Source organism: Octadecabacter temperatus (assembly GCF_001187845.1).
Taxonomy (GTDB): Bacteria; Pseudomonadota; Alphaproteobacteria; order Rhodobacterales; family Rhodobacteraceae; genus Octadecabacter; species Octadecabacter temperatus.
Window position 1 is genome coordinate 1349393 of record NZ_CP012160.1, and the last position, 19789, is coordinate 1369181.

The window sequence follows — 19789 nt, forward strand, 5'->3', positions numbered from 1 at the left end:
GCCTGTCTTGCTAGTCATAAGTAACGACAGATACGGGCGTGAAACGTCCACAGGGAGAACCATATGTCAGACCCGATTACATCCGCAGATATTCAATTGATCCAACGGATTATCCCGCATCGCTATCCTTTCCTGCTGGTGGACAAAGTCATAGACATCGAAGGTACGACATCCGCGACGGGCATCAAGAACGTCACGATGAACGAGCCGCATTTTCAGGGCCACTTCCCGGGCACACCAATCATGCCGGGTGTCACGATTATTGAGGCCATGGCGCAAACATCTGCCGTTATGGTCGGGGCCACGATGGGCCTGATGGACAAGAACATGCTGATCTATTTCATGGGCATCGACGGCTGTAAGTTCCGCCGTAAAGTTGTCCCCGGTGATGTGTTGGAAATGAAGGTCGAAACCACGCGCGGCAAGCCCGGTGGTAAGGTTTGGAAATTCAAAGGCGTCGCAACTGTTGATGGCGAACTCGCGGCTGAAGCAGAGTTCACTGCAATGATGGACATGCAGAGCTAACCATGGCCATTCACCCTTCCGCCATTATTGAGGACGGCGCGCAGATTGGCGCGGACGTTTCGATTGGTCCGTTTTGCATTGTCGGCCCCAAAGTCGTTCTTGGCGATCGGGTTGAACTGAAGTCCCATGTGGTGGTGACGGGTGATACGCAAATTGGCGCGGATACGTCGATATTCCCGTTTTGCTGCATTGGTGAAATTCCGCAGGATGTGAAATTCCACGGCGAAGCTGCAAAATTGGTCATAGGTGAACGCAACCGCATCCGCGAACACGTGACCATGAATCCTGGAACCGAAGGCGGCGGTGGCATAACCAAAGTTGGCGATGACGGGTTCTTCCTTGCTGGGTGCCATGTTGCACATGACGCCATCGTCGGCGACCGCGTGATTGTCGTGAACCAAACGGCGATTGCAGGGCACTGCATCATTGAAGACGACGTTATCATTGGCGGGTTGTGTGGGATTCACCAGTTCGTACGCATTGGCAAAGGCGCGATTATTGGCGCTTTGTCGATGGTCACAAACGACGTCATCCCACATGGTTTGGTGCAAGGACCACGGGGCGAATTGGACGGGTTGAACCTTGTCGGGTTAAAGCGCCGCGGTGTGGATCGCAAAGATATCTCTGCGCTGCGGGTCGCGTTTCAAACTCTCAAGGACGGGGATGGTTCGTTCATGGATCGCGCACGTCGTTTGGGCGATGAATCCGAGAGCGCACATGTTTCTGAAATGGTCGATTTCATCCTCGCCGATACGGACCGCCATTTCCTGACCCCAAGATGACCATCGCGCTGATCGCAGGGACGGGTGGTTTGCCTCCCCATTTGGCGGGTAGCCTCAAAGCAGCAGGGAACGCTCCTCTGGTCTGTGAAATGGAGGGTTTTTCTTCTTCTATAGCGGGTGGTTTCAAACGTTTGTCGTTTCGTATCGAGACGTTAGCTAGCTTTCTGAATGAATTGAAGAGATTGGACGTTACGCAAATTTGTATGGCAGGGGCAGTGTCACGGCCTAAGGTCGATCCTACGCTCATTGACGCCGCAACCGCACCGCTAGTTCCTCGGCTCAGCGCAGCAATGGCCAAAGGAGACGATGGCACCCTGCGTGAAATTGTTGCACTCTTTGAAGAGTGGGGGTTCGAAGTTGTCGGTGCTCATGAAATTGCTCCGGAATTGTTGCCTAACGCAGGCGTTTTAACGCAAATCGCACCTCATGATATCGAAACGGAAGTTGCCGTTGCACGCAAAGCACTTGACCAGATGGGGCGTGCCGATATTGGGCAAGCGGTTGTGGTTCGAGACGGAACAATTCTTGTGAGCGAAGATGACCGCGGAACCGCTGCTATGCTTAATAGTCTTTGCCAACCGTCCTCTCAGAACGTTTTCATGCCAAACGATACAAGCACCGTTCTTGGAATTGCAATTTCTGCAGTTGGCATTGCTGCAGGCGCTGCATTAGCCGACACGGCTACAAAAGGACCAGCGGAAGGGGGCGTTTTGTATAAAGCGCCTAAGCCGGACCAGATCTTGACTGCTGATATGCCGCTCATCGGGCCGGAAACAGCAATGCAGGCTTCCGAAGCAGGTTTGGCGGGCATCGTAATCCCAAGCGGCGTGGTGATGGTGCTCGACCTGCCGCAAGTCGTCGCAATCCTAAATGCGCAAAATATGTTCCTCTGGGTGACGTCATGAAGGTGTTCGTGATTGCGGGAGAGCCGTCCGGCGACAAGCTCGGCGCGGCCTTGATGGAAGGGTTGATCCACGAAGTCCCCGACGTGACCTTTGAGGGGATCGGCGGCGCGTTGATGCAAAACCTTGGCGTGAAAAGCCTGTTCCCGATGGAAGAACTGTCCCTCATGGGGATCGCGGAAATCCTGCCAAAGTATCGGCACCTAAAACGCCGTATCCGCCAAACGGCCGACGCTGTCATCGCTGCCAAGCCGGATGTCCTGATCACGATCGATAGCCCTGATTTCTGCCTTCGCGTCGCGCGGCTGGTCAAGGCAGGCTCAAACATCAGGACGGTGCATTACGTAGCCCCAACTGTTTGGGCGTGGCGCCCTAAGCGCGCCGAAAAAATGGCGCAGGTCATTGACCATGTGCTTGCGCTGTTCCCGTTTGAACCGCCCTTTATGGAAGCCGCAGGCATGGATTGTGATTTTGTCGGGCATCCCGTGGCGGCCGAACCGCCAGTTACCCAAGATGAGATCGACGCGTTCAAATCCAGCCACGGAATTACGCAATCGCCGATCTTAGCCATTCTTCCTGGTTCACGCCGCTCAGAAATTGCCCGTCTTGCTGAAACGTTCGACGCCGCATTCACACAAACGGATGGCGCGTTCAGAACGGTCATTGTCCCAACGCTACCGCACCTCGTTGAGGCTGTTACCACAACGCTGCCATTGAGAAATACCAACCGATGCATCCTATCCGGCGACGGCCTGTCCCCAGAAGCCGCAGCACGTGAACGCCTTGTTGCAATGGCATGCGCAGATGTGGCTTTGGCTGCTTCTGGAACCGTGTCCCTTGAACTTGCAGCCGTGCGCACCCCTATGGTCATCGCCTATGACATGAGCTGGCTTAGCCGACAGATCATCAGCCGCATGCTCCTGACAGATACTGTGACCTTGGTGAACCTCGTCAGCGAAACCCGCGTTGTGCCCGAATTCATTGGCGCCGATTGCACGCCAACCCCGATCGCAGAAGCGCTCACAAACGTTCTGGGGAACCCCGATGAACAACTCGATGCTCTTGATGTAACGATGGAACGCCTTGGCCGCGGTGGCGATGCCCCCGGTTTGCGTGCCGCGCGCGCAGTGCTTGCACGTCTGTAAACGTTAGGCGAAGCTATCCCAAACAGGAGACGCAAATGCCAGCCCCACAAAACGCCCTCAAAGCAGCCCTTGATGACGGCGACATTCAAAACGGTCTTTGGTTGACACTGGCCAGCGGTGCCGTTGCCGAAATCGCAGGGAAGGCGGGATTTGACTGGTGTTTGATCGATGCTGAACACGGGCCAAATACGCTCACCACAATCCAAACACAGCTTCAGGCCTTGGCGGGAACACCTGCGCAGGCGGTGGTGCGTGTGCCAAGTGGCGAGGACTGGATCCTGAAGCAGGTCTTGGACCTTGGCGTCCAAACAGTCGTCGTTCCAATGGTCAACACCGCACAACAAGCCGCGCTGGTCGCATCGGCCGTGCGGTACCCAGGGCAGGGGTCACGTGGAATGGGTGCAACCCTGGCCCGCGCCTCCGGTTACGGAGAGATCGTCGATTACGTAAGCTCAGCCAATGAGCAGATATTCCTGTTCGTGCAGATCGAAAGCACTGAAGCCGTCGAAAACGTAGATGCAATTGCCGCCACACCAGGCGTAGATGGCATTTTCGTCGGCCCAGCCGATCTCAGCGCCGATATGGGGTTCGTCGGCCAGATGGACGCTCCAGAGGTCATCGCTGCCATTGATCATGTCTATGAGCGCGCCAAAGCCGCCGGAAAAGCGATTGGAACCGTGGTTTTTGACGCGTCCGATTTCCAGAACCAAATCGACAAAGGCGTCACCTTTCTCGGCTTGGGCGCAGACAGTTTTGCGCTCCAAACCTCACTGCGCACGCTTGCTTCAAAAGCGCCCTGATTTTCTTTGGCTCTTAAATACTCACTCTTGCGCCCCGCAGGGGCGCTCCCCGCCCACCGCAGGTGCTGATCGCTAGATCATCCCAACAGATCAGTAGGGCGCGTCTTCCAAGACACCATTCGCGGACATTTGCTGGTACAGTAGCCCTTCACGCAAGCCACGATCCGCAACGGACAGGCGGTCCGTCGGCCAGAGCCGCATTAGCGTTTGCAAAATGGCAGCACCGGACATGATTAGCGCTTGGCGGTCTTTGCCAATACGAGGGTCCGCTTTGCGGCCCGCTTCTCCAAGCTTCAGATACCCATGGATCACCGCATCAATCTGATCGGTGGTCATGCGCAGCCCGTCAACTTTCAGACGATCATAGCGCCGCAACCCAAGATGACTGGCCGCAACCGTGGTAACTGTTCCTGAGGTGCCGACAATCTGGAATCCTTCGCGGGCCTGTTCCTCCAAAGAGGGAGCGAATTTCTCGAGGTTTTCCTCAAAGAACCACGACATCAACGCAAACCGTGCGGAATCGTCTTCCACGTCGGCAAATTGGTCACGCAATGTGGCAACACCCAGCGGCACAGAAATCCAATCAACAACCTTGGCTGCCGCAAACGGGCCGGGGTCCTGGCGAAAACCTGAATGCAGTCGCATGATCGCGCGGGGGCGTTCGCGTTTGGGAACATTCGTCAGGTCGATCCAAACCAATTCGGTAGACCCGCCGCCAATATCAACAACCAACAACTGTTCTGTCTTGGTGCTGACCAGCGGAGCACAAGAAATCACCGCAAGACGCGCTTCTTCCTCTGGTTCGATTATCTCAAGCGTCAATCCGGTTTCGCGTTTAACCGAAGAAATGAAGTGTTTGGAATTGCGCGCGCGGCGGCAGGCTTCTGTCGCAACAAGGCGCATGTGGCTGACGTTGTGGCGTTGTAATTTTTGGCGGCAAACACGCATAGCATTGATCGTTCGCGCCATCGAAGCGCGGGACAATTTGCCAGTCTGTTCCAAACCTTGCCCAAGCTGGACGGATTTGGAAAAGCTGTCGACCACATGAAACTGGCTGCCCTTCGGTTGGGCAATCAGCATACGGCAACTGTTCGTGCCCAAATCCAACGCAGCATAAAGCTGTGATGGATCGGGCGGTTTTGGCACGGCGTGCTCAACCGGTTTCGGGAACGCGCCCGCACCATCGGGACGCTTGGGCGTCATTTTAACGCCCTCCATTTCGAGTTACCCCAAAGGTAAGCCCGCAACCGGTGTCGCGCAAGCCCAGAGATGAGACTTGTAACCGCCCTCATACCTAAGATGAGAATAATGCGTCCTTAAAGGGGTCGCCAAATGCGTCCCCAATGTCGAAAATAGGCGACGTAGAGTTTAGCACCCAAGCTAGGTTTTGAAGAACGCAGGTAAGAGGCACGAGAATCGCATGGCAGATGTCACAATCGTTTATTGGCGGGATATTCCTGCGCAGGTCATCGTTGGCAAAGGGCGTCGGGGCACCAAGGTGCAACTTACCGAACGTTTTGAGCAAGCAATTGATCGCGCTGCGATGAAATCCGGTGCCGCTGGTACGGACGATTACTTGGCGGATTGGCGCAAGGCTGCGCCGTATCCCGTTGAAGGCGCTGACGCTGATGTCGCCGCCTCTGAAGCTGCGCGTCTTGAGGCGGAATACGACAAGGATCGCCTCATGGTTCTTATAAACAACGATGGTCGTGCGTGAGTGGGCCAAAACCGAACGTCTGGGAGGCTGTGATGGCGCTATTGAATTTCCGCAAAAAAGTAGACGAAGCCGCTGGTGTGAACCCGCAGCTTGAAACGTTTCTTGATGGCTACTCTATTGAGATCATGCCGCGCACCGCTGAAAAGGTCGAAGACTTCACAGCGCTTCTGCCCAAAGGCACTCGCGTTTACATCGCCCATATTGAGGGCACACCGATTGAAGACATGGTCGCAACGGCCAAGCGTCTGTCCAATGATGGCTACCCCGTCATGCCGCATTTTCCAGCGCGCATTATCAAAGATGCTGCCACGTTGGAAAACTGGATTGCGATGTATCAGGGCGAAGCTGGGGTCGATCAAGCGTTGCTGCTTGCTGGTGGCGTGACCACGCCGCACGGTGATTTCCATTCCTCCATGCAGCTTTTGGAAAACGGCGCATTTGATCGCGCGGGCTTCAAGCGTTTGCATGTCGCTGGGCACCCTGAGGGCAACAAAGATATCGATCCCAAGGGCGGGACAGCCATGGTCGATGAAGCCCTTCGTTGGAAGCAGAAGTTTTCTGAAACCACAGACGCCGAGATGGCGCTGGCAACGCAATTCGCCTTTGAATCTGGTCCGATCATTGAATGGGCCGACAGTTTAAAAGAAGCAGGCATTACAATTCCGATCCATATCGGGATTGCAGGCCCAGCCAAGCTGCAAACCATGATCAAATTCGCAATCGCTTGCGGTGTTGGCCCATCCCTTAAAGTGCTGCAAAAGCGCGCCAAGGATGTGACCAAGCTGCTGTTACCATTTGAACCAACAAACGTGCTGACAGAATTGGCCGCCCATAAGGCTGCGAACCCTGATAGCAACATCGAACGCGTCCACTTCTTTCCACTAGGTGGCATTAAGACCAATGCCAATTGGGCCATTGAACATGGCGGGGCGTCAGCGGTGCCTGCAGCTGAAGGGTAAACGTACAAAATAGAACACGCGTTTTGTTTGAAACGAACGTCGGGTCTGAGACCAGACCCAACGACGTTGCACTTTGGCAGCGTGACCGCTTTGTGCGTTCTGACTTCGGACTACCGCTTTTCGGATACTAACCCGGGGTGGTCAGCCTGACTGTGGCATATGTCGTTCGCGGTTCGAAACGCATTTTCCCGATCTGCGCGCTTGGACGGAATGCTTGATTGGATACGTATGTCCAAACTTTGGGGAGGTATTCGAATTGACATGTCTCATCTCTGCATTGTTGCCCGAACCTTTCTTGGAAAGACAATCGGGCAGATCTTGAGGGGCGATCAAGTCGATTAGTGGCTCTTGCCTGATCGGCCGAAATGAAGACTCGCCATGGCGTGCCCTCATCTTCACGTCCAGGGGTGAATAGAACACAGAATTGCTTCCGTTGAGGTCCGCGAGATCGGCAATGTCTGTTGTCGAGACAATCCTGCGACCTGAATAGCGCCGAAGTGTTTCGAACTTGAGCATGCAATCAGTCACACTGGCCTGGGCAATATTAATTCCCGTGCTTCGGCTTCAATGCTTATCGGTTGGACCAGTCTTGCTAATGGGTCAATATTTTCCGCGGCGGCTGGAAAAGAGCTGGTCAAGAAAACGCTTAAGGGCCCACTAATACGCTTCAGTTACGGGTAACTTGAGCTCTTATACACTCCGTTTTGTATAGCCTTTTGTGAGTGCAGTGATGCTTAACATTGGATCAATTCAAGAAAGCGGCCCTTGCATCTTTACCTCCAAACGACAACGTCGTCCGCAGAACCGACACCTACGGTATTTTTGTGCGCTAATCTGGATGCAGATGCAGAGAAGGTCGGCTATGAGCCCAAATTTCTAGATTTCTGTGATGCGGCGAAGGTCTGCTTTACGACTAGCTCATAGGCGTGAATTTCAGTCCCCCAGCCCAGCCCGGTCCAACATTCGTCCATAAGTGAAATTTTGATAATATCAAAAAACGGGCTTGACCCTGACACTAGTGTTAGGCCGCTAAGGCTGTCTGCTCACCATAGGTGATGATGTATTTACAGACAGGAAGAACACGACATGACACAAAATAACATTTGGCAAAACAAGGTCGCAATTGTGACCGGCGGCAGTTCCGGCATTGGCAAGGCGACGGCGCTTGAGCTTGTTGCACAGGGCGCGAAAGTTCTGATCACCGGACGCAACGCTGATAAACTTGCCGAAGTGGCAACAATGAGCGATGCGATTGAAACACTGCAGGCAGACAGCGCGGACCCAAAGAGCGGAATGCAGATCGTAGAGGCAGCAACCAGCAAGTGGGGACGCCTTGACCTGATCGTTAATAATTCAGGGGCGGGTCAACCGCACCCGATGGTCGGTTACGATGCCGATGTCATCGCCAATATGTCTGCTGTGAATATCGTTGCGCCTTCACTTTTGGTAAAGGCAGGGCGCACCGCCCTGAGCGAAAGCAAAGGGGCCATTGTGAATATCGGTACAGCTGCGGCCCAAAACGCGGTGCCGATGATTGCCCACTACGCCGCAACCAAAGTCGCTCTGGAAAGTTTGACCAAGTCTTGGGCCATCGAACTGGCTGGTGATGGCATTCGTGTAAACGCGATTGCGCCCGGTCCCGTCAAAAGTGGCGCGCTGACGGGAATGATGGGATTACCAGACGAAATGGCGCAACAGATCGAAGAACAAGAGGCTGCTCAGGTTCCTCTTGGGCGTCGCGGTTTGACAAGCGATATCGTGCCATGGATCCTCCAATTGGGAAGTTCAGATAACCAATGGCTGACGGGTCAAATCTTGACCGTAGACGGCGGTTGGTCTTTGCGAACCTGAGGGAACAAATGGGCTGGAGGAAACCGTTTCCTCCAGTTCCACCCTTGACGAACAATGAACACCTTCACATGTGTGTCTAGGTTAGATGAAAGGGGATAAAGATGCAGGCTAAAGAAGCGTCCGAACGGCTCGGGATAACGCAACGCATGTTGCGCCACTATGAAAAACAAGGTCTGATGTCCGTTGGACGCACGCTCAATGGGTATCGTCGATATAACGAATCCGATCTGCGTCGCGCTGGTCGCATTCGCGACTTTATTGCGACCGGATTTTCCACACGCGAAATCCGTGCCATGAGCGCCTGCCTATCCGACGACGGCTCCGGCCCTTGTGAGGGTGGAATTGAAAAAATGTTGGAAAAGCTAGAGCATATTGAACGGCTCAGGGCTGATCTGGACGATCGCCGCACGGCGGTTCTTGAGCGCCTTGCCGTCTTGAAGAACGGTATTTCAAGTTCGGACGAGTCAGTTGAGACAATGGAAACCACGACCGGCCCCTTTGTGCGTCGTGAGAAACCCGCCGACTTAAGCGCGGCCGACCCCAGATAGAACCAAGCGGCAATTACTTCGAGCGGAGCGCTTTGCCCATCACCAAATCTCGAAAGAGGCCGTCGAACTAATGTTCAGCAAAGTCCGTTTTGTCCCGCACAGCGGACCTTCGAGCGTCATTCGATTGAGATGCGAGTTTATTCGTCCGCTTTTACTAAACCCAATCCGCGCAAATACACCCCGATTCCGGTCTCCAGCAGGTCTTCAGGTGGAAACGGTGACTTCGTTCCTGGGGATCCACGTGCAAACAGCTCAACGACCCCGTGGCTCATGGCCCAAATATGGGCACTGAACATTTGCGGTGGCGGGCGCTTTTCTTCTGGAATGTGCATGGACAGCTCTTCGGCGGCCTTTTCCAACACGCCCATTGCGCGGGTTGCTGCATCATTCAATTCAGGCGTGCGTTGGATTGAAATCCCGCTCTCAAACATCGCCACGTAGTGCCCGGGATATTTGCGTGCAAACGCAAGGTAGGCGCGCCCCGTGGCCTCAAATGACGCAAGTGCGGATGGCTGCCCCTTGGCGTAGGCGTATTCCATAAGGTCGGCGAAAATCTCGTAGCCTTGGCGTGCCGCTTCTGCGATCAGGTCTTCGCGGCCTTCAAAGTGGCGATAGACGGCGGCTGGGGTCACGCCAGCTTCGCGGGCAGCTTCTGACAGGGTGAAACCTGTCGGGCCCTTTCCCTCGATCAAGCGCAACGCGCCATCGACCAATGCGCGTTTTAGGTCACCGTGATGATACCCGCGTTTAGCCACCCAGATGCTCCGGTCCGCCAGTGATTTTCGGGTCTACATCGCCCAAGGCGGCAGCGTTTTTGCCAGTGTAATCCAACTGCTGAAGAACCGCGCGGATCGCATTTACACGCGCACGGCGCTTGTCCGCGGACCGCACAACCAGCCAAGGGGTGTCGTCCGTGTGAGTTTTTGCCAGCGTCTCTGAAATCGCCGCGCTGTATTCGTCCCATTTCTTAAGGCCCTCAACGTCGATCCAGCTGAGCTTCCATTGCTTTAACGGATCACTTTCACGGTCCATAAAACGCTGCAATTGCGCTGCACGATCAACCGTCAGCCAAATTTTGAAAACCTTGATGCCTTCATCGACCAACATCTGTTCAAACGGGTTAACTTGCTCAAACCACTTGTCACGCTGCTTGTCGTCGCAAAAACCGAAGACCTTTTCGACGACGCCGCGATTGTACCAAGACCGATCAAAGCACACGATTTCGCCTGCGGTGGGCAGGTGTTGGATGTAGCGTTGGAAATACCACTGGCCGGCTTCCGCGTCCGTTGGTTTGCTGAGGGCGACAACACGCGCACCGCGTGGGTTCAGGTTTTCACGAAACCGCTTGATCGTTCCGCCTTTACCTGCCGCGTCACGGCCTTCAAAAACAATGGCAATCCGTTGACCCGTTTCACGCGCCCAGGCTTGCATCTTGACCAATTCGATCTGGATTGTGGCGAGGGCGTCCTCATATTCGCTGCGTTTCCATTTCTTGTCGTACGGAAAATCAGTGGCGAGGATTTCACCCTTTTTCGCGTCCTCAATTTCATCGCGCACCTCGCTTGGTGCATCTTCACGGAAATAGCGGCGGATTTCGCCGTCAAAGGGCAGGTCTGTCATCTGTTTCGCCTCATCGTTTTTTGAACGTCACTACACGGTTACAAAGGGTTAGCACACTTTGAACACTGTCGCGAAGACTTATGTGTTAACCTTTAACATAGGCACCATGTGTGAGAAGGCAAACCCAACGCGGTTGGTTGGCTTCATTCCGTAGCGTCTGTTGAAGCGCGTAAATCTGTGCTGCTCAACCCGATCTGATCGATATCGTAGGGCGTGGTCAGGTAGATTTCAGAAATCCAGTTACCATAAAGCAAATGCGCGTGGCTGCGCCAATTGTTCTTGGGCGGCTGGGACGGGTCGTCATTTGGATAATAATCTACCGGCAGCTGAATTTCTGCGCCTTCAACCTGATTGCTTTCCAAATCGCGCATGTACTCTTGGTTTAGGGTGTCGCTGTCGTATTCGAAGTGGTTGAACACATAGATCGCACGGTGCGCTGGGTCTTCGACAAGCGCGGGACCGACTTCATCTGAATCCAGCAATGTGGTCAGACCGGCGGCATCAATCTCGTCGCGCTTCATCTCTGTCCAGCGGCTAACAGGCATCGCCATTTCATCGGAAAACCCTCTAAGATAAGGGCTTTGCGGGGCGTTATTCATGTGGCGGTAGCAACCAAACAGCTTTGTATCGAGTAAGTGTTTCTTCACGCCGTGGAAGTGGTTGATCATCGCCATGCCGCCCCAGCAGACGCCGAAGGTTGAATGCACGTTGGTTTGCGTCCAATCCATGATTTCGGAAAGTTCGTCCCAATAGGTAACGTCCTTGAAATCCAAATGTTCAATGGGCGCGCCTGTGATGATGAGGCCGTCGAACTTTTGGTCTTTCACCTCTTGGAAGGTGCGATAGAATTCCTGCATATGGTCCGCTGCGGTGTTGCGGGCCTCGTGTTCGGACATGCGGATCAACGTCAGCTCAATCTGCAAAGGCGTAGCACCAATTAACCTAGCGAATTGATTTTCAGTCTGAATTTTCTTTGGCATCAGGTTCAAAATACCAATGCGCATCGGGCGAATGTCTTGGGTATCCGCCATGGATTGCCCCATCACCATCACACCCTCGCGCGAAAGCACGTCAAAAGCGGGGAGAGAACGGGGAAGGCGAATGGGCATCTGAATAACCTGTGTTGCTAAGTCTAATTAGGTAGTGCGCTTAGGTGCGGGCCTCAAGGCCCATGGCGACAACGGCGATAAAATCCGCTTCGTCACGCACAGTTGCCATGTCTGAGGCATCTACGGTTATGCCCCAGTTTTTCGCCATGTCGCTGTAGCGGGGTTGGCGGTGTGCGAGGGCGCGTGCATAAGTCCAGCGGATGAAAGAATCTGGATCAACATCACCTTCTTGGGCTTTGTTTTCGCTCAGATAATCGCGCCATGCCTTTACCAAAAACTCAGGCTGATAGGCCATCGGCTTTGGTGCTTTATCAAAGCGTGCAACCAGATCGGCCGTATGATCATCGCTGCCTTTGATCCAAACCATCAAAGCATTATCTGACAGCATCTTAAGAAGTGGATCATGGGGATCATTCGCATCGACCCATTCACAAATTGACCCGCCCGTGTCGCACACGAAATTCGGATACCCATAAAGCGCCTGTGCGCGATCGATGAAGTAAGGCGTGTCGCGAAGCGCATCCAGTTCAGCACGTTTGAACTGCTCTTGGCGGCGTTGGTATTCATCCATCGGTAGGCCGCCCTTAGACGGATCACCAGGCTTACCAAGGTACGTACTTACAGGTTCGAGGTTATCAAAGGTGATGTTTGATCCGATGTGGATGCTATCAGACATCAACAATTCACGCAGAAACGGAACCTTCATTGCCTCAGCCTTGGCGTTATCGGCGATGAATTCGCCCATATAGCGGGTGCCAATACGGTAATCGATTGAGTAGTGAAACCAGCTTCGCGTCTCGCGCAACATGTTGGAGGCATAGGTTTTTCCCAGCCCCGACATAGCGAAGATAAGCACACGCTTTTGCGCGGCATTGGTCCAATCAGAGGCGGTTTGATAAATCATGGGGATTGGGTAGCGGATGGGCGCGGGTGGGGCAACGAAAAAGCCCCGCCACGTCTGGGACGGGCGGGGCTTAATAATTCCGAGTTTGTGTCGACTTAGAATGCGTAAGCTACCTTAAGGCCAATTGCGATCGCATTGTTGTCTTCATAGGTTTGACCAAACGGCGCAGGCGCAACGGGGTTAGTGTTCGCATCGCCAATGTTCACGTAGCGGATGCCGCCAGAAACTTCGATACCGTTGTCCAACGTATATGCGCCACCAACCTGATAGCTAATGTAGCCATCTGTTGGGCCGAGCTGACCAGTCAGCTCACCAGTAGATTGTTCGTAGCCGATTCCGAAGGACGCTGAAAAACTGTCACTGAAACGGCGACCAACGCCAATATTGTAAGTTATGACATCGTCATCATAGGACAAGATATTACCGTCACCAGTTGGGTCATTGCTATCAACCAGTTGGAAACCGTCCCATGCAACATAACGAATGGAACCGAACACAAGAGTATCTGCCGCAACCCCTGTCTGGAAGTCCAGATTTACGCTCTCAGGAAGGTTCGCTGTCAACGTATTGCCGAAGAAGTTGCCATCAAGCTCAAGGTCAATACCGCTGGAATAGGTAAGGGCAACTCGCATTGCGATGTCATCACGCTCATACGCGCCACCAAGGACATAACCGAAGTCACCGTCAGTATCGTAAATGGATTCATAAGCGACGATGTCATAAACACCGTTGGCTTGAACGTAACGCAAACCACCGTGCACACTGAAGCTTGGGTTAATCTCATAACGGCCAAGAACCGTAACGCTGTCGCTTTTGACTTCGGCGTTTACTCCAGACAATGCATAACCGGGTGTTGAATAGTCCACGCTTGCGCCAAATGGTTGATCGTAGATCATAGAGAGCGAGAACTGCTCGGAGAGTTGCTGTTTAAATGCCATGCCAAGCTGACCGTAGCGAGGTGCGATATCACCACTTTGACCGCCTGCAAATGTGCCTGACAGGTCCGCATTAACGGAACCGTAGCTCAATTCAGCGTAAGCACCCGTCGCGCCTGTATCTTCAAAAATCACGCCAATGCCTTGGCCTGAACGATCAAGACCGCCCGCGGCCGCGATGCTGGTCGTCATAAGCAGGGCTGCGCCTGCTGTCATAAACTTTTTCATGTCTCTTTCCCTTATCCCTAGAGTGCATGTATTCTCCCAATTCATACCCTACGGAGGGTGCGGCATTTTGGTCAATTCTTATACCGTCGTGACGCTACGTCTAAAACGCAGCGCTCCGGATTGGCGACATTTGCATCACGCTTTTGCGCGTTGACCATAGGTAATATTGAGGTAATTGGCCGCAAAGATCACAGCAGCGCCGATGAAAACCCATGGATCCAGAATCTCGTTGTAAACGTAGGCGGCGACAATCGCGATGACGGGAAGGCGGATGAAGTCGATCGGCATGACGATGTTCGCTGGCGCAAGAGAAAGCGCCGTAGTCAGGCAAAAATGCGCGATGAGCCCGGCAAAGCCGATCAAGATGATCCATGGCAGGGCCGACAAACTCGGCAAGGCGATGTCGCCGTCATAGCCCGCACAAATGATGCCAAAGATCGCTTGAAGCACGGTCAGCCAAAACAAAATACAGGTGATGGATTGCGTGCGGGTAAGCCTACGCGTGAAGATTGCGGTGAATGCGAATGCAATTGCGGCGCAGGCAGCTGCGATTGTTCCTGTTGAAATTCCGGTCTCAAACGGTTGGGTGACGATCATCACACCCATGAAGCCAATAAGCGCAGAAATAACGCCAATGCGCGTTAGACGTTCACCCAGCATGATGGGGGCTAAAAGAATGACCCAAATCGGTGACGTGAATTCCAAGGCAAACAATTGCGTGAGAGGAATAAGAGGCAGGGCGAAGAACCAGAGGTTTTGCCCTGTGAAATGCGCGACATTGCGAACAACGTGAAGACCGAACTGCTGGCGATTTACTTGGCCTAACGTGCCCGCAGCGTAAGCCACGACCAGCACAATCACGATCCCCGTGAAGCTGCGGAACATCATGATTTCGAACGTATCAAGCTCAAGGCTGACAGCGCGGCCAGCGATAGCCATTGCCGTGAACGACACAATCGCGCCGATCATCCAAAGCCCTGCGCGCAAGGTGTCCGTCATCAATGTTAACCCTGTAAAAACAGGCAGCAGCCCGTCAAAAGAACGGGTGTTTCGCCGCGTTGTGTAAGGACCCGTGCAGTATATGGGCCTGTTTCGCAAGCGTTTGGCTCAACGATCAAAATCGCGCTATCGCCACGCCCGATCAGCGTAAACGCACGCGGCCAGTCTGCACCTTCCGCAGGCGTGTCCAGCATGATCGTCATGTTCGACGCGCCGTGATATTCAAATTCGCCTTGGCTGCCGTCTAGGGACATAGACCATTCCGGTTCAACGCCGCCGCAAGTTAGAGGCGTTGGAAGCAATACGGGCTCTTGTGCGTTCGCGATCGATGTGAGGCCGACCAGAAGAAGTGTACTCAATATTCGCATACCGATGATCCTAAACTTTACCGTTAGTGAAGCAACCCAACAGATTTGTGAGGGGATATGGAATAGGCCGCTGCGCGCGCGCCGTTAAACCAAATCGCGATGCTTTCGCGGAACAAAACAGGCCAGCCAATTCTGTTTTCAGGTTGGGTACGCCGCACGTCTTCGGACATGATCAGATGAAACGACATGGTGTTCAGCAGGTCCATCTCCCAACGGGCCCAATGAAACGACATCCATGAGCGGGGCAGGTGGAATGCTTCTGTCACGAGGATGATGTCCTGTGCATCGCGTGTCAGGTCTAGTGAAAATAGGGCGTTCTGCAGTGTAGACTGGGCGCGGCCTTCGATGATGGTGTTTTCTTCTGGAACTCCAAGGGACTGAGCGTAGCGTGCCATTTGCCCACCTGCGTTTGGACCATCTTCGCGCGCGACGCCACCTGAGAACACGATGGCGGGCGCTAGATCGGCCTCAAAAAGCTGCACGCAGCGATCAACGCGGGCTAGGGCGGCTGCATCAAGGGTGCCATCCGCGCTCATTCCCGCACCAAGGCAAATGATTACATCCGCCTTTTGGATTTCGCGCACGTCAGGTTCAGGCCATAGGAATGTCCACGCCAGCATTGCCAGTGTCATCACAATGTAAGCCGCGAAGCCAAGCTTTGCGAACCGTCCGACAAATCGGACGAGACGCATTACTCCCACTCAATCGTTCCTGGGGGTTTGGACGTGATGTCATAGGTGACGCGGTTAATACCTGCGACCTCATTGATGATGCGCGTGGCGGTTTCGCCCAAGAACTCGTGACTAAACGGATAATAATCCGCTGTCATACCATCGACAGACGTCACAGCGCGCAGTGCACATGCGAAGTCATAGGTGCGCCCGTCGCCCATCACACCAACGGTGCGGACCGGAAGGATCGCGACAAAGGCCTGCCAGATATCGTCATACAAACCGTGTTTGCGGATCTGATCGATGTAAACGGCATCGGCTTCACGCAGGATATCCAACTTCTGACGGGTGATTTCACCCGGGCAGCGGATCGCAAGACCCGGTCCAGGGAAGGGATGGCGACCGATAAAGCTGGCAGGTAGGCCAAGCTCATGTCCCAACACGCGCACTTCGTCTTTGAACAGCTCACGCAGCGGTTCGACCAGTTTCAGGCCCATTTTCTCAGGCAAGCCACCAACATTGTGGTGCGACTTGATCGTTACAGATGGACCGCCGGAAAATGACACGGATTCGATCACGTCAGGGTAAAGCGTACCTTGCGCGAGGAACTCAGCGCCTTCGATCTCATTCGCGTACTTCTGGAACACGTCGATGAACAAACGACCGATAATCTTGCGTTTGGTTTCGGGGTCAGACTGGCCTTCGAGTTCGCCCAAGAACAGGTCTGCTTCATCCGCGTGAATGACGTGCAGATTCATATTGTCGCGGAACATCGCGATCACGTCCAAGCCTTCGTCTTTACGCAACAATCCGTGGTCAACGAATACGCAAGTAAGCTGGTCGCCAATCGCCTCGTGAAGCAATGCTGCGGTAACGGATGAATCCACACCGCCGGACAATCCACAGATGACCTTCTTGTCGCCAACCTGTTCGCGGATTTTCTCAATCGCGATGTCTTTGTAGGCGTCCATCGTCCAGTCGCCGGCAAAACCAGCAAGCTTCACGAAGTTCTCATAGAGCTTCGCACCACGTGGGGTGTGGTGAACTTCTGGGTGGAACTGCACACCGTAGAAATTGCGGTTTGTGTCAGCCAGTACGGCGTAAGGCGCGTTGGGGGAGGTTCCGTAAACTTCAAACCCCGGTGCGATTTTGGATACGTGGTCGCCGTGGCTCATCCAGACTTGCTCATCACCTTCTGTGAACCAACCGTCCAGCAGATCAAGGTCGGCTTTTGGCGTTACCTTAGCGCGGCCAAATTCAGCGGTGCCACCACCGCCGGAAATCTTGCCGCCTTCAACAAGGCCACCCAATTGCGTCATCATGGTTTGCTGACCGTAGCAAATGCCGAGAACCGGAATACCCATGCCCCACAGGCTTTCAGGTGCGCGGGGGCTGCCTTCGCGGGTTACCGAATCCGGACCGCCAGACAAGATCACAGCTTTGGGCGCGATATCGGCCAAAACCGCGTCCGTAACGTTCTGATACGGGTGAATTTCGCAATAGACGTTCTGTTCCCGCAGACGGCGCGCAATCAGCTGCGTTACTTGGGAACCAAAGTCGATGATAAGCAGGGTGTCGTGTGTGAGATTATCCATGTGGTCTCGTAAAACGCGAAGGCGCGGCGTGCAAGTGCAGCCGAGGGTGTTCGATGTCGCTTTCGCCCCTTAATGGCCGCTTCTTTTCAAATCAGAGGCGGCTGCGCGGTGTAGCTTGCACATCAACAGGATTCTAATGGGGTGAATACGATGTCGGACGCAGCACAAAAAGCACCAGCACGACGTGGACGCGGTGGCGGCGGCGCTGCACGACGTGCAGAACGGACAGCTGTAAGCTTTGACACAGCGAAAACGATTGAACGCAAGATCCCAAACCTCGAAATGCTCTCGGATGAAGCGCTCGATATTATCGAGGCGAATGCTGAAACGGTGCTCGAAGAGATTGGTGTTGCCTTTGTCGACAATCCCGAAGCGCTGGAACGTTGGAAATCTGTTGGCGCGTCAGTGGATGGTGAAAGGGTTCGCATTCCGAAAGGTTTGGCGCGCAAATTATGTGCCACTGCGCCAAGTACGTTTGTTCAGCACGCCCGAAATCCAGAGCGCAATGTCACCATTGGCGGCGACAACTTGGTTCTGGCACCCGTTTACGGCCCGCCATTCGTGCGAGACAAAGACGGAGGACGCCGCTACGCCACGATCGCTGATTTCGAAAAGTTCGTGAAGCTCGCCTATATGTCCAAATGGCTGCACCATTCTGGTGGCACAGTGTGTGAGCCGACAGACGTGCCCGTTAACAAACGCCACCTTGATATGTTGATGGCGCATATGACGCTTTCAGACAAACCGTTCATGGGGTCTGTCACAGAGCCTAGCCGCGCGCGCGATAGCATTGAGATGTGTGAGATCTTGTTCGGCAAAGAATTTGTGGCCGACAACACCGTCATGACGTCCCTGATCAACATCAACTCGCCGTTAACCTTTGACGCAACAATGATGGGCGCGCTTGAGGTTTATGCCTCGCATAATCAGGCCGCGATCATTTCGCCGTTTATTGTTGGCGGTGCAATGGCACCGGTGTCCGTCATGGGCACATTAACGCAGGTCTTGGCCGAAGTGATGGCGGGCATTGCCTATAGCCAAATCATTCGCCCCGGAGCGCCAGTTATCTTCGGTACATTTGTGACATCAATTGACATGAATTCAGGTGCACCGACCTTTGGCACACCAGAAGCCGCACATATCACAAACGGGGCAGGGCAGCTGGCCCGCCGTCTTGGCGTGCCATACCGTTCTGCGGGGTCATTTAATGGCTCCAAGCTACCAGATGCGCAGGCCGCGTATGAAACGTCCAACAGCCTCAACATGGGATTGCTGTCAGGGGTGAACTTTATGCTGCATGCATGCGGTTGGCTTGAAGGCGGGCTTGTGGCCGACTTTGAAAAGTTCGTTCTAGATGCCGATCAGCTTGGAACGTTGCACCACATGGCCAAAGGCGTCGAAATTGATGAAAACGCCCAAGCGATGGATGCTATTCGCGAAGTTGGCCCAGGGGGACATTACCTCGGGTGTGCGCACACGCAGGCTAACTTTAAAACGGCATTTTGGCGCTCCGATGTCTTTGATTACAAGCCTTTCGAGACATGGGAAGAGGAAGGCGCGCGCGACAGCCAAACACTTGCCGCGACACGTGTCGATACCCTTCTCGGGACATATGTTGCACCTCCGCTAGACCCTGAAATCCGCGCAAAGCTTGAAGCCTATGTTGCGCAGAAAAAGGCGTCTGAACCAGACAGCTTTATGTAGACGCCCCAATCGTTATGTCGTCGTTCGCTTGGCGTCAGTGATCCAGTAGTTCGCGACTTTCGCGTGCGATCTTGGATGCTTGTGAGGCTTTCAAAATGCGTGCCTCGCTCATCAGCGCGACGAGGGCTTCGACGTGTCTGGCGGCCGAGTATTCAGCACGTTTGTTTTGGCGCTGTAGATCCAGCTCAACCTCAAGGTCCATCAGCTTGATTATGGCCTGTGATGGGCCGGGAACGGCTTCCGTTTTTAGCAGGCGTCGAAGGTGTATCACGCGTTTGTAATCGGCAAGTCCATGGCGGGCTGTACGTACCAAAAGCGTCGGGCGTTTGAGCCGCGAAATCATTGTCAAAGCATCTTCCATATTGAGTCTCCCTCATTCAACTCCAGCCAACCTGACACAACTTAAGGGGGTGTTGCGTGTGCATAA

21 protein-coding genes are annotated in these 19789 nt (G+C 54.0%); 10 read left to right on the forward strand and 11 right to left on the reverse strand.

Annotation, left to right across the window (positions count from 1 at the left end):
- Nucleotides 1-63 precede the first annotated feature (63 nt).
- From fabZ to OSB_RS06875, 5 genes are read left to right on the forward strand one after another with little or no spacing between them, the layout of a single operon-like run.
- Nucleotides 64-525 (forward strand): 3-hydroxyacyl-ACP dehydratase FabZ, encoded by a 462-nt coding sequence (fabZ, locus tag OSB_RS06855; protein ID WP_049834284.1) that lies wholly within the window; start codon nucleotides 64-66, stop codon nucleotides 523-525.
- Between the two features lie 2 nt (nucleotides 526-527).
- A complete protein-coding gene (gene lpxA / locus OSB_RS06860) occupies nucleotides 528-1307 on the forward strand; it encodes an acyl-ACP--UDP-N-acetylglucosamine O-acyltransferase (RefSeq protein ID WP_049834285.1) in 780 nt (259 codons plus the stop codon).
- A complete protein-coding gene (locus OSB_RS06865; protein ID WP_049834286.1) occupies nucleotides 1304-2212 on the forward strand; it encodes an LpxI family protein in 909 nt (302 codons plus the stop codon). Before lpxA ends, OSB_RS06865 begins: the two co-directional genes overlap by 4 nt.
- Nucleotides 2209-3354 carry a lipid-A-disaccharide synthase gene (gene lpxB, locus OSB_RS06870; protein ID WP_049834287.1) on the forward strand — a complete coding sequence of 382 codons (1146 nt, stop codon included), beginning with the start codon at nucleotides 2209-2211 and terminating at the stop codon, nucleotides 3352-3354. Before OSB_RS06865 ends, lpxB begins: the two co-directional genes overlap by 4 nt.
- Nucleotides 3355-3389: 35 nt before the next feature.
- Nucleotides 3390-4154 (forward strand): HpcH/HpaI aldolase family protein, encoded by a 765-nt coding sequence (locus OSB_RS06875; RefSeq protein ID WP_049834288.1) that lies wholly within the window; start codon nucleotides 3390-3392, stop codon nucleotides 4152-4154.
- 90 nt (nucleotides 4155-4244) lie between these two features.
- Here the strand turns inward: OSB_RS06875 and OSB_RS06880 are convergent, their stop codons facing one another.
- A complete protein-coding gene (locus tag OSB_RS06880; protein WP_049834289.1) occupies nucleotides 4245-5357 on the reverse strand; it encodes a Ppx/GppA phosphatase family protein in 1113 nt (370 codons plus the stop codon).
- A 217-nt stretch (nucleotides 5358-5574) separates the two neighbouring features.
- On the opposite strand from OSB_RS06880, the gene OSB_RS06885 reads away from it, so the two are divergent.
- The 4 genes from OSB_RS06885 (at nucleotide 5575) to OSB_RS06900 (ending at nucleotide 9229) form a co-directional block, all read left to right on the forward strand.
- Nucleotides 5575-5871, forward strand: a complete 297-nt coding sequence (locus OSB_RS06885; RefSeq protein WP_049834290.1) for a virulence factor — start codon at nucleotides 5575-5577, stop codon at nucleotides 5869-5871.
- 32 nt (nucleotides 5872-5903) lie between these two features.
- On the forward strand, nucleotides 5904-6830 hold the full coding sequence (locus tag OSB_RS06890) for a methylenetetrahydrofolate reductase (RefSeq protein WP_049834291.1): 927 nt from the start codon (nucleotides 5904-5906) through the stop codon (nucleotides 6828-6830).
- Nucleotides 6831-7916: 1086 nt separating this feature from the next.
- Entirely contained in the window at nucleotides 7917-8681 is a 765-nt protein-coding gene (locus tag OSB_RS06895) for an SDR family NAD(P)-dependent oxidoreductase (RefSeq protein WP_049834292.1), read from the forward strand.
- Between the two features lie 101 nt (nucleotides 8682-8782).
- Nucleotides 8783-9229 (forward strand): MerR family transcriptional regulator, encoded by a 447-nt coding sequence (locus OSB_RS06900; protein ID WP_049834293.1) that lies wholly within the window; start codon nucleotides 8783-8785, stop codon nucleotides 9227-9229.
- Between the two features lie 137 nt (nucleotides 9230-9366).
- Here OSB_RS06900 and OSB_RS06905 read toward each other — a convergent pair whose 3' ends face one another.
- The 9 genes from OSB_RS06905 to guaA all read right to left on the reverse strand — a co-directional run bounded on the left by OSB_RS06905 (nucleotide 9367) and on the right by guaA (nucleotide 17658).
- Nucleotides 9367-9984, reverse strand: coding sequence for a TetR/AcrR family transcriptional regulator (locus OSB_RS06905; RefSeq protein ID WP_049834294.1), 618 nt, complete (start codon nucleotides 9982-9984; stop codon nucleotides 9367-9369).
- The gene (gene ppk2 / locus OSB_RS06910) at nucleotides 9977-10849 is read right to left on the reverse strand and encodes a polyphosphate kinase 2 (RefSeq protein WP_049834295.1); all 873 of its coding nucleotides are present in this window, start codon (nucleotides 10847-10849) and stop codon (nucleotides 9977-9979) included. Before ppk2 ends, OSB_RS06905 begins: the two co-directional genes overlap by 8 nt.
- 143 nt (nucleotides 10850-10992) lie before the next feature.
- Nucleotides 10993-11958 carry a homoserine O-succinyltransferase gene (locus OSB_RS06915; protein WP_049834296.1) on the reverse strand — a complete coding sequence of 322 codons (966 nt, stop codon included), beginning with the start codon at nucleotides 11956-11958 and terminating at the stop codon, nucleotides 10993-10995.
- 40 nt (nucleotides 11959-11998) lie between these two features.
- Nucleotides 11999-12862, reverse strand: a complete 864-nt coding sequence (locus OSB_RS06920; protein WP_049834297.1) for a hypothetical protein — start codon at nucleotides 12860-12862, stop codon at nucleotides 11999-12001.
- 95 nt (nucleotides 12863-12957) lie between these two features.
- Nucleotides 12958-14025 carry an OmpP1/FadL family transporter gene (locus OSB_RS06925; RefSeq protein ID WP_074202204.1) on the reverse strand — a complete coding sequence of 356 codons (1068 nt, stop codon included), beginning with the start codon at nucleotides 14023-14025 and terminating at the stop codon, nucleotides 12958-12960.
- Nucleotides 14026-14160: 135 nt separating this feature from the next.
- On the reverse strand, nucleotides 14161-15024 hold the full coding sequence (locus OSB_RS06930; RefSeq protein WP_049834298.1) for a DMT family transporter: 864 nt from the start codon (nucleotides 15022-15024) through the stop codon (nucleotides 14161-14163).
- A 5-nt stretch (nucleotides 15025-15029) separates the two neighbouring features.
- A complete protein-coding gene (locus OSB_RS06935) occupies nucleotides 15030-15392 on the reverse strand; it encodes a hypothetical protein (protein WP_049834299.1) in 363 nt (120 codons plus the stop codon).
- Between the two features lie 23 nt (nucleotides 15393-15415).
- Nucleotides 15416-16084, reverse strand: a complete 669-nt coding sequence (locus OSB_RS06940; RefSeq protein ID WP_234967398.1) for a YdcF family protein — start codon at nucleotides 16082-16084, stop codon at nucleotides 15416-15418.
- Complete coding sequence (gene guaA, locus OSB_RS06945) at nucleotides 16084-17658, reverse strand: glutamine-hydrolyzing GMP synthase (protein ID WP_049834301.1); 1575 nt, start codon at nucleotides 17656-17658, stop codon at nucleotides 16084-16086. Before guaA ends, OSB_RS06940 begins: the two co-directional genes overlap by 1 nt.
- Before the next feature lie 150 nt (nucleotides 17659-17808).
- Here guaA and OSB_RS06950 point away from each other — a divergent pair, with 150 nt between their 5' ends.
- On the forward strand, nucleotides 17809-19362 hold the full coding sequence (locus OSB_RS06950) for a trimethylamine methyltransferase family protein (RefSeq protein WP_049834302.1): 1554 nt from the start codon (nucleotides 17809-17811) through the stop codon (nucleotides 19360-19362).
- Nucleotides 19363-19396: 34 nt separating this feature from the next.
- Here the strand turns inward: OSB_RS06950 and OSB_RS06955 are convergent, their stop codons facing one another.
- Nucleotides 19397-19723 (reverse strand): DUF6477 family protein, encoded by a 327-nt coding sequence (locus tag OSB_RS06955; protein WP_049834303.1) that lies wholly within the window; start codon nucleotides 19721-19723, stop codon nucleotides 19397-19399.
- Nucleotides 19724-19789: the final 66 nt, after the last annotated feature.

Coding starts and splice junctions, on each gene's coding strand:
- fabZ (WP_049834284.1), top strand. CDS start 64: ATGTCAGACCCGATTACATCCGCAGATATTCAATTGATCCAACGGATT.
- lpxA (WP_049834285.1), top strand. CDS start 528: ATGGCCATTCACCCTTCCGCCATTATTGAGGACGGCGCGCAGATTGGC.
- OSB_RS06865 (WP_049834286.1), top strand. CDS start 1,304: ATGACCATCGCGCTGATCGCAGGGACGGGTGGTTTGCCTCCCCATTTG.
- lpxB (WP_049834287.1), top strand. CDS start 2,209: ATGAAGGTGTTCGTGATTGCGGGAGAGCCGTCCGGCGACAAGCTCGGC.
- OSB_RS06875 (WP_049834288.1), top strand. CDS start 3,390: ATGCCAGCCCCACAAAACGCCCTCAAAGCAGCCCTTGATGACGGCGAC.
- OSB_RS06880 (WP_049834289.1), bottom strand. CDS start 5,357: ATGACGCCCAAGCGTCCCGATGGTGCGGGCGCGTTCCCGAAACCGGTT.
- OSB_RS06885 (WP_049834290.1), top strand. CDS start 5,575: ATGGCAGATGTCACAATCGTTTATTGGCGGGATATTCCTGCGCAGGTC.
- OSB_RS06890 (WP_049834291.1), top strand. CDS start 5,904: ATGGCGCTATTGAATTTCCGCAAAAAAGTAGACGAAGCCGCTGGTGTG.
- OSB_RS06895 (WP_049834292.1), top strand. CDS start 7,917: ATGACACAAAATAACATTTGGCAAAACAAGGTCGCAATTGTGACCGGC.
- OSB_RS06900 (WP_049834293.1), top strand. CDS start 8,783: ATGCAGGCTAAAGAAGCGTCCGAACGGCTCGGGATAACGCAACGCATG.
- ppk2 (WP_049834295.1), bottom strand. CDS start 10,849: ATGACAGACCTGCCCTTTGACGGCGAAATCCGCCGCTATTTCCGTGAA.
- OSB_RS06915 (WP_049834296.1), bottom strand. CDS start 11,958: ATGCCCATTCGCCTTCCCCGTTCTCTCCCCGCTTTTGACGTGCTTTCG.
- OSB_RS06920 (WP_049834297.1), bottom strand. CDS start 12,862: ATGATTTATCAAACCGCCTCTGATTGGACCAATGCCGCGCAAAAGCGT.
- OSB_RS06925 (WP_074202204.1), bottom strand. CDS start 14,025: ATGAAAAAGTTTATGACAGCAGGCGCAGCCCTGCTTATGACGACCAGC.
- OSB_RS06930 (WP_049834298.1), bottom strand. CDS start 15,024: ATGACGGACACCTTGCGCGCAGGGCTTTGGATGATCGGCGCGATTGTG.
- OSB_RS06935 (WP_049834299.1), bottom strand. CDS start 15,392: ATGCGAATATTGAGTACACTTCTTCTGGTCGGCCTCACATCGATCGCG.
- OSB_RS06940 (WP_234967398.1), bottom strand. CDS start 16,084: ATGCGTCTCGTCCGATTTGTCGGACGGTTCGCAAAGCTTGGCTTCGCG.
- guaA (WP_049834301.1), bottom strand. CDS start 17,658: ATGGATAATCTCACACACGACACCCTGCTTATCATCGACTTTGGTTCC.
- OSB_RS06950 (WP_049834302.1), top strand. CDS start 17,809: ATGTCGGACGCAGCACAAAAAGCACCAGCACGACGTGGACGCGGTGGC.
- OSB_RS06955 (WP_049834303.1), bottom strand. CDS start 19,723: ATGGAAGATGCTTTGACAATGATTTCGCGGCTCAAACGCCCGACGCTT.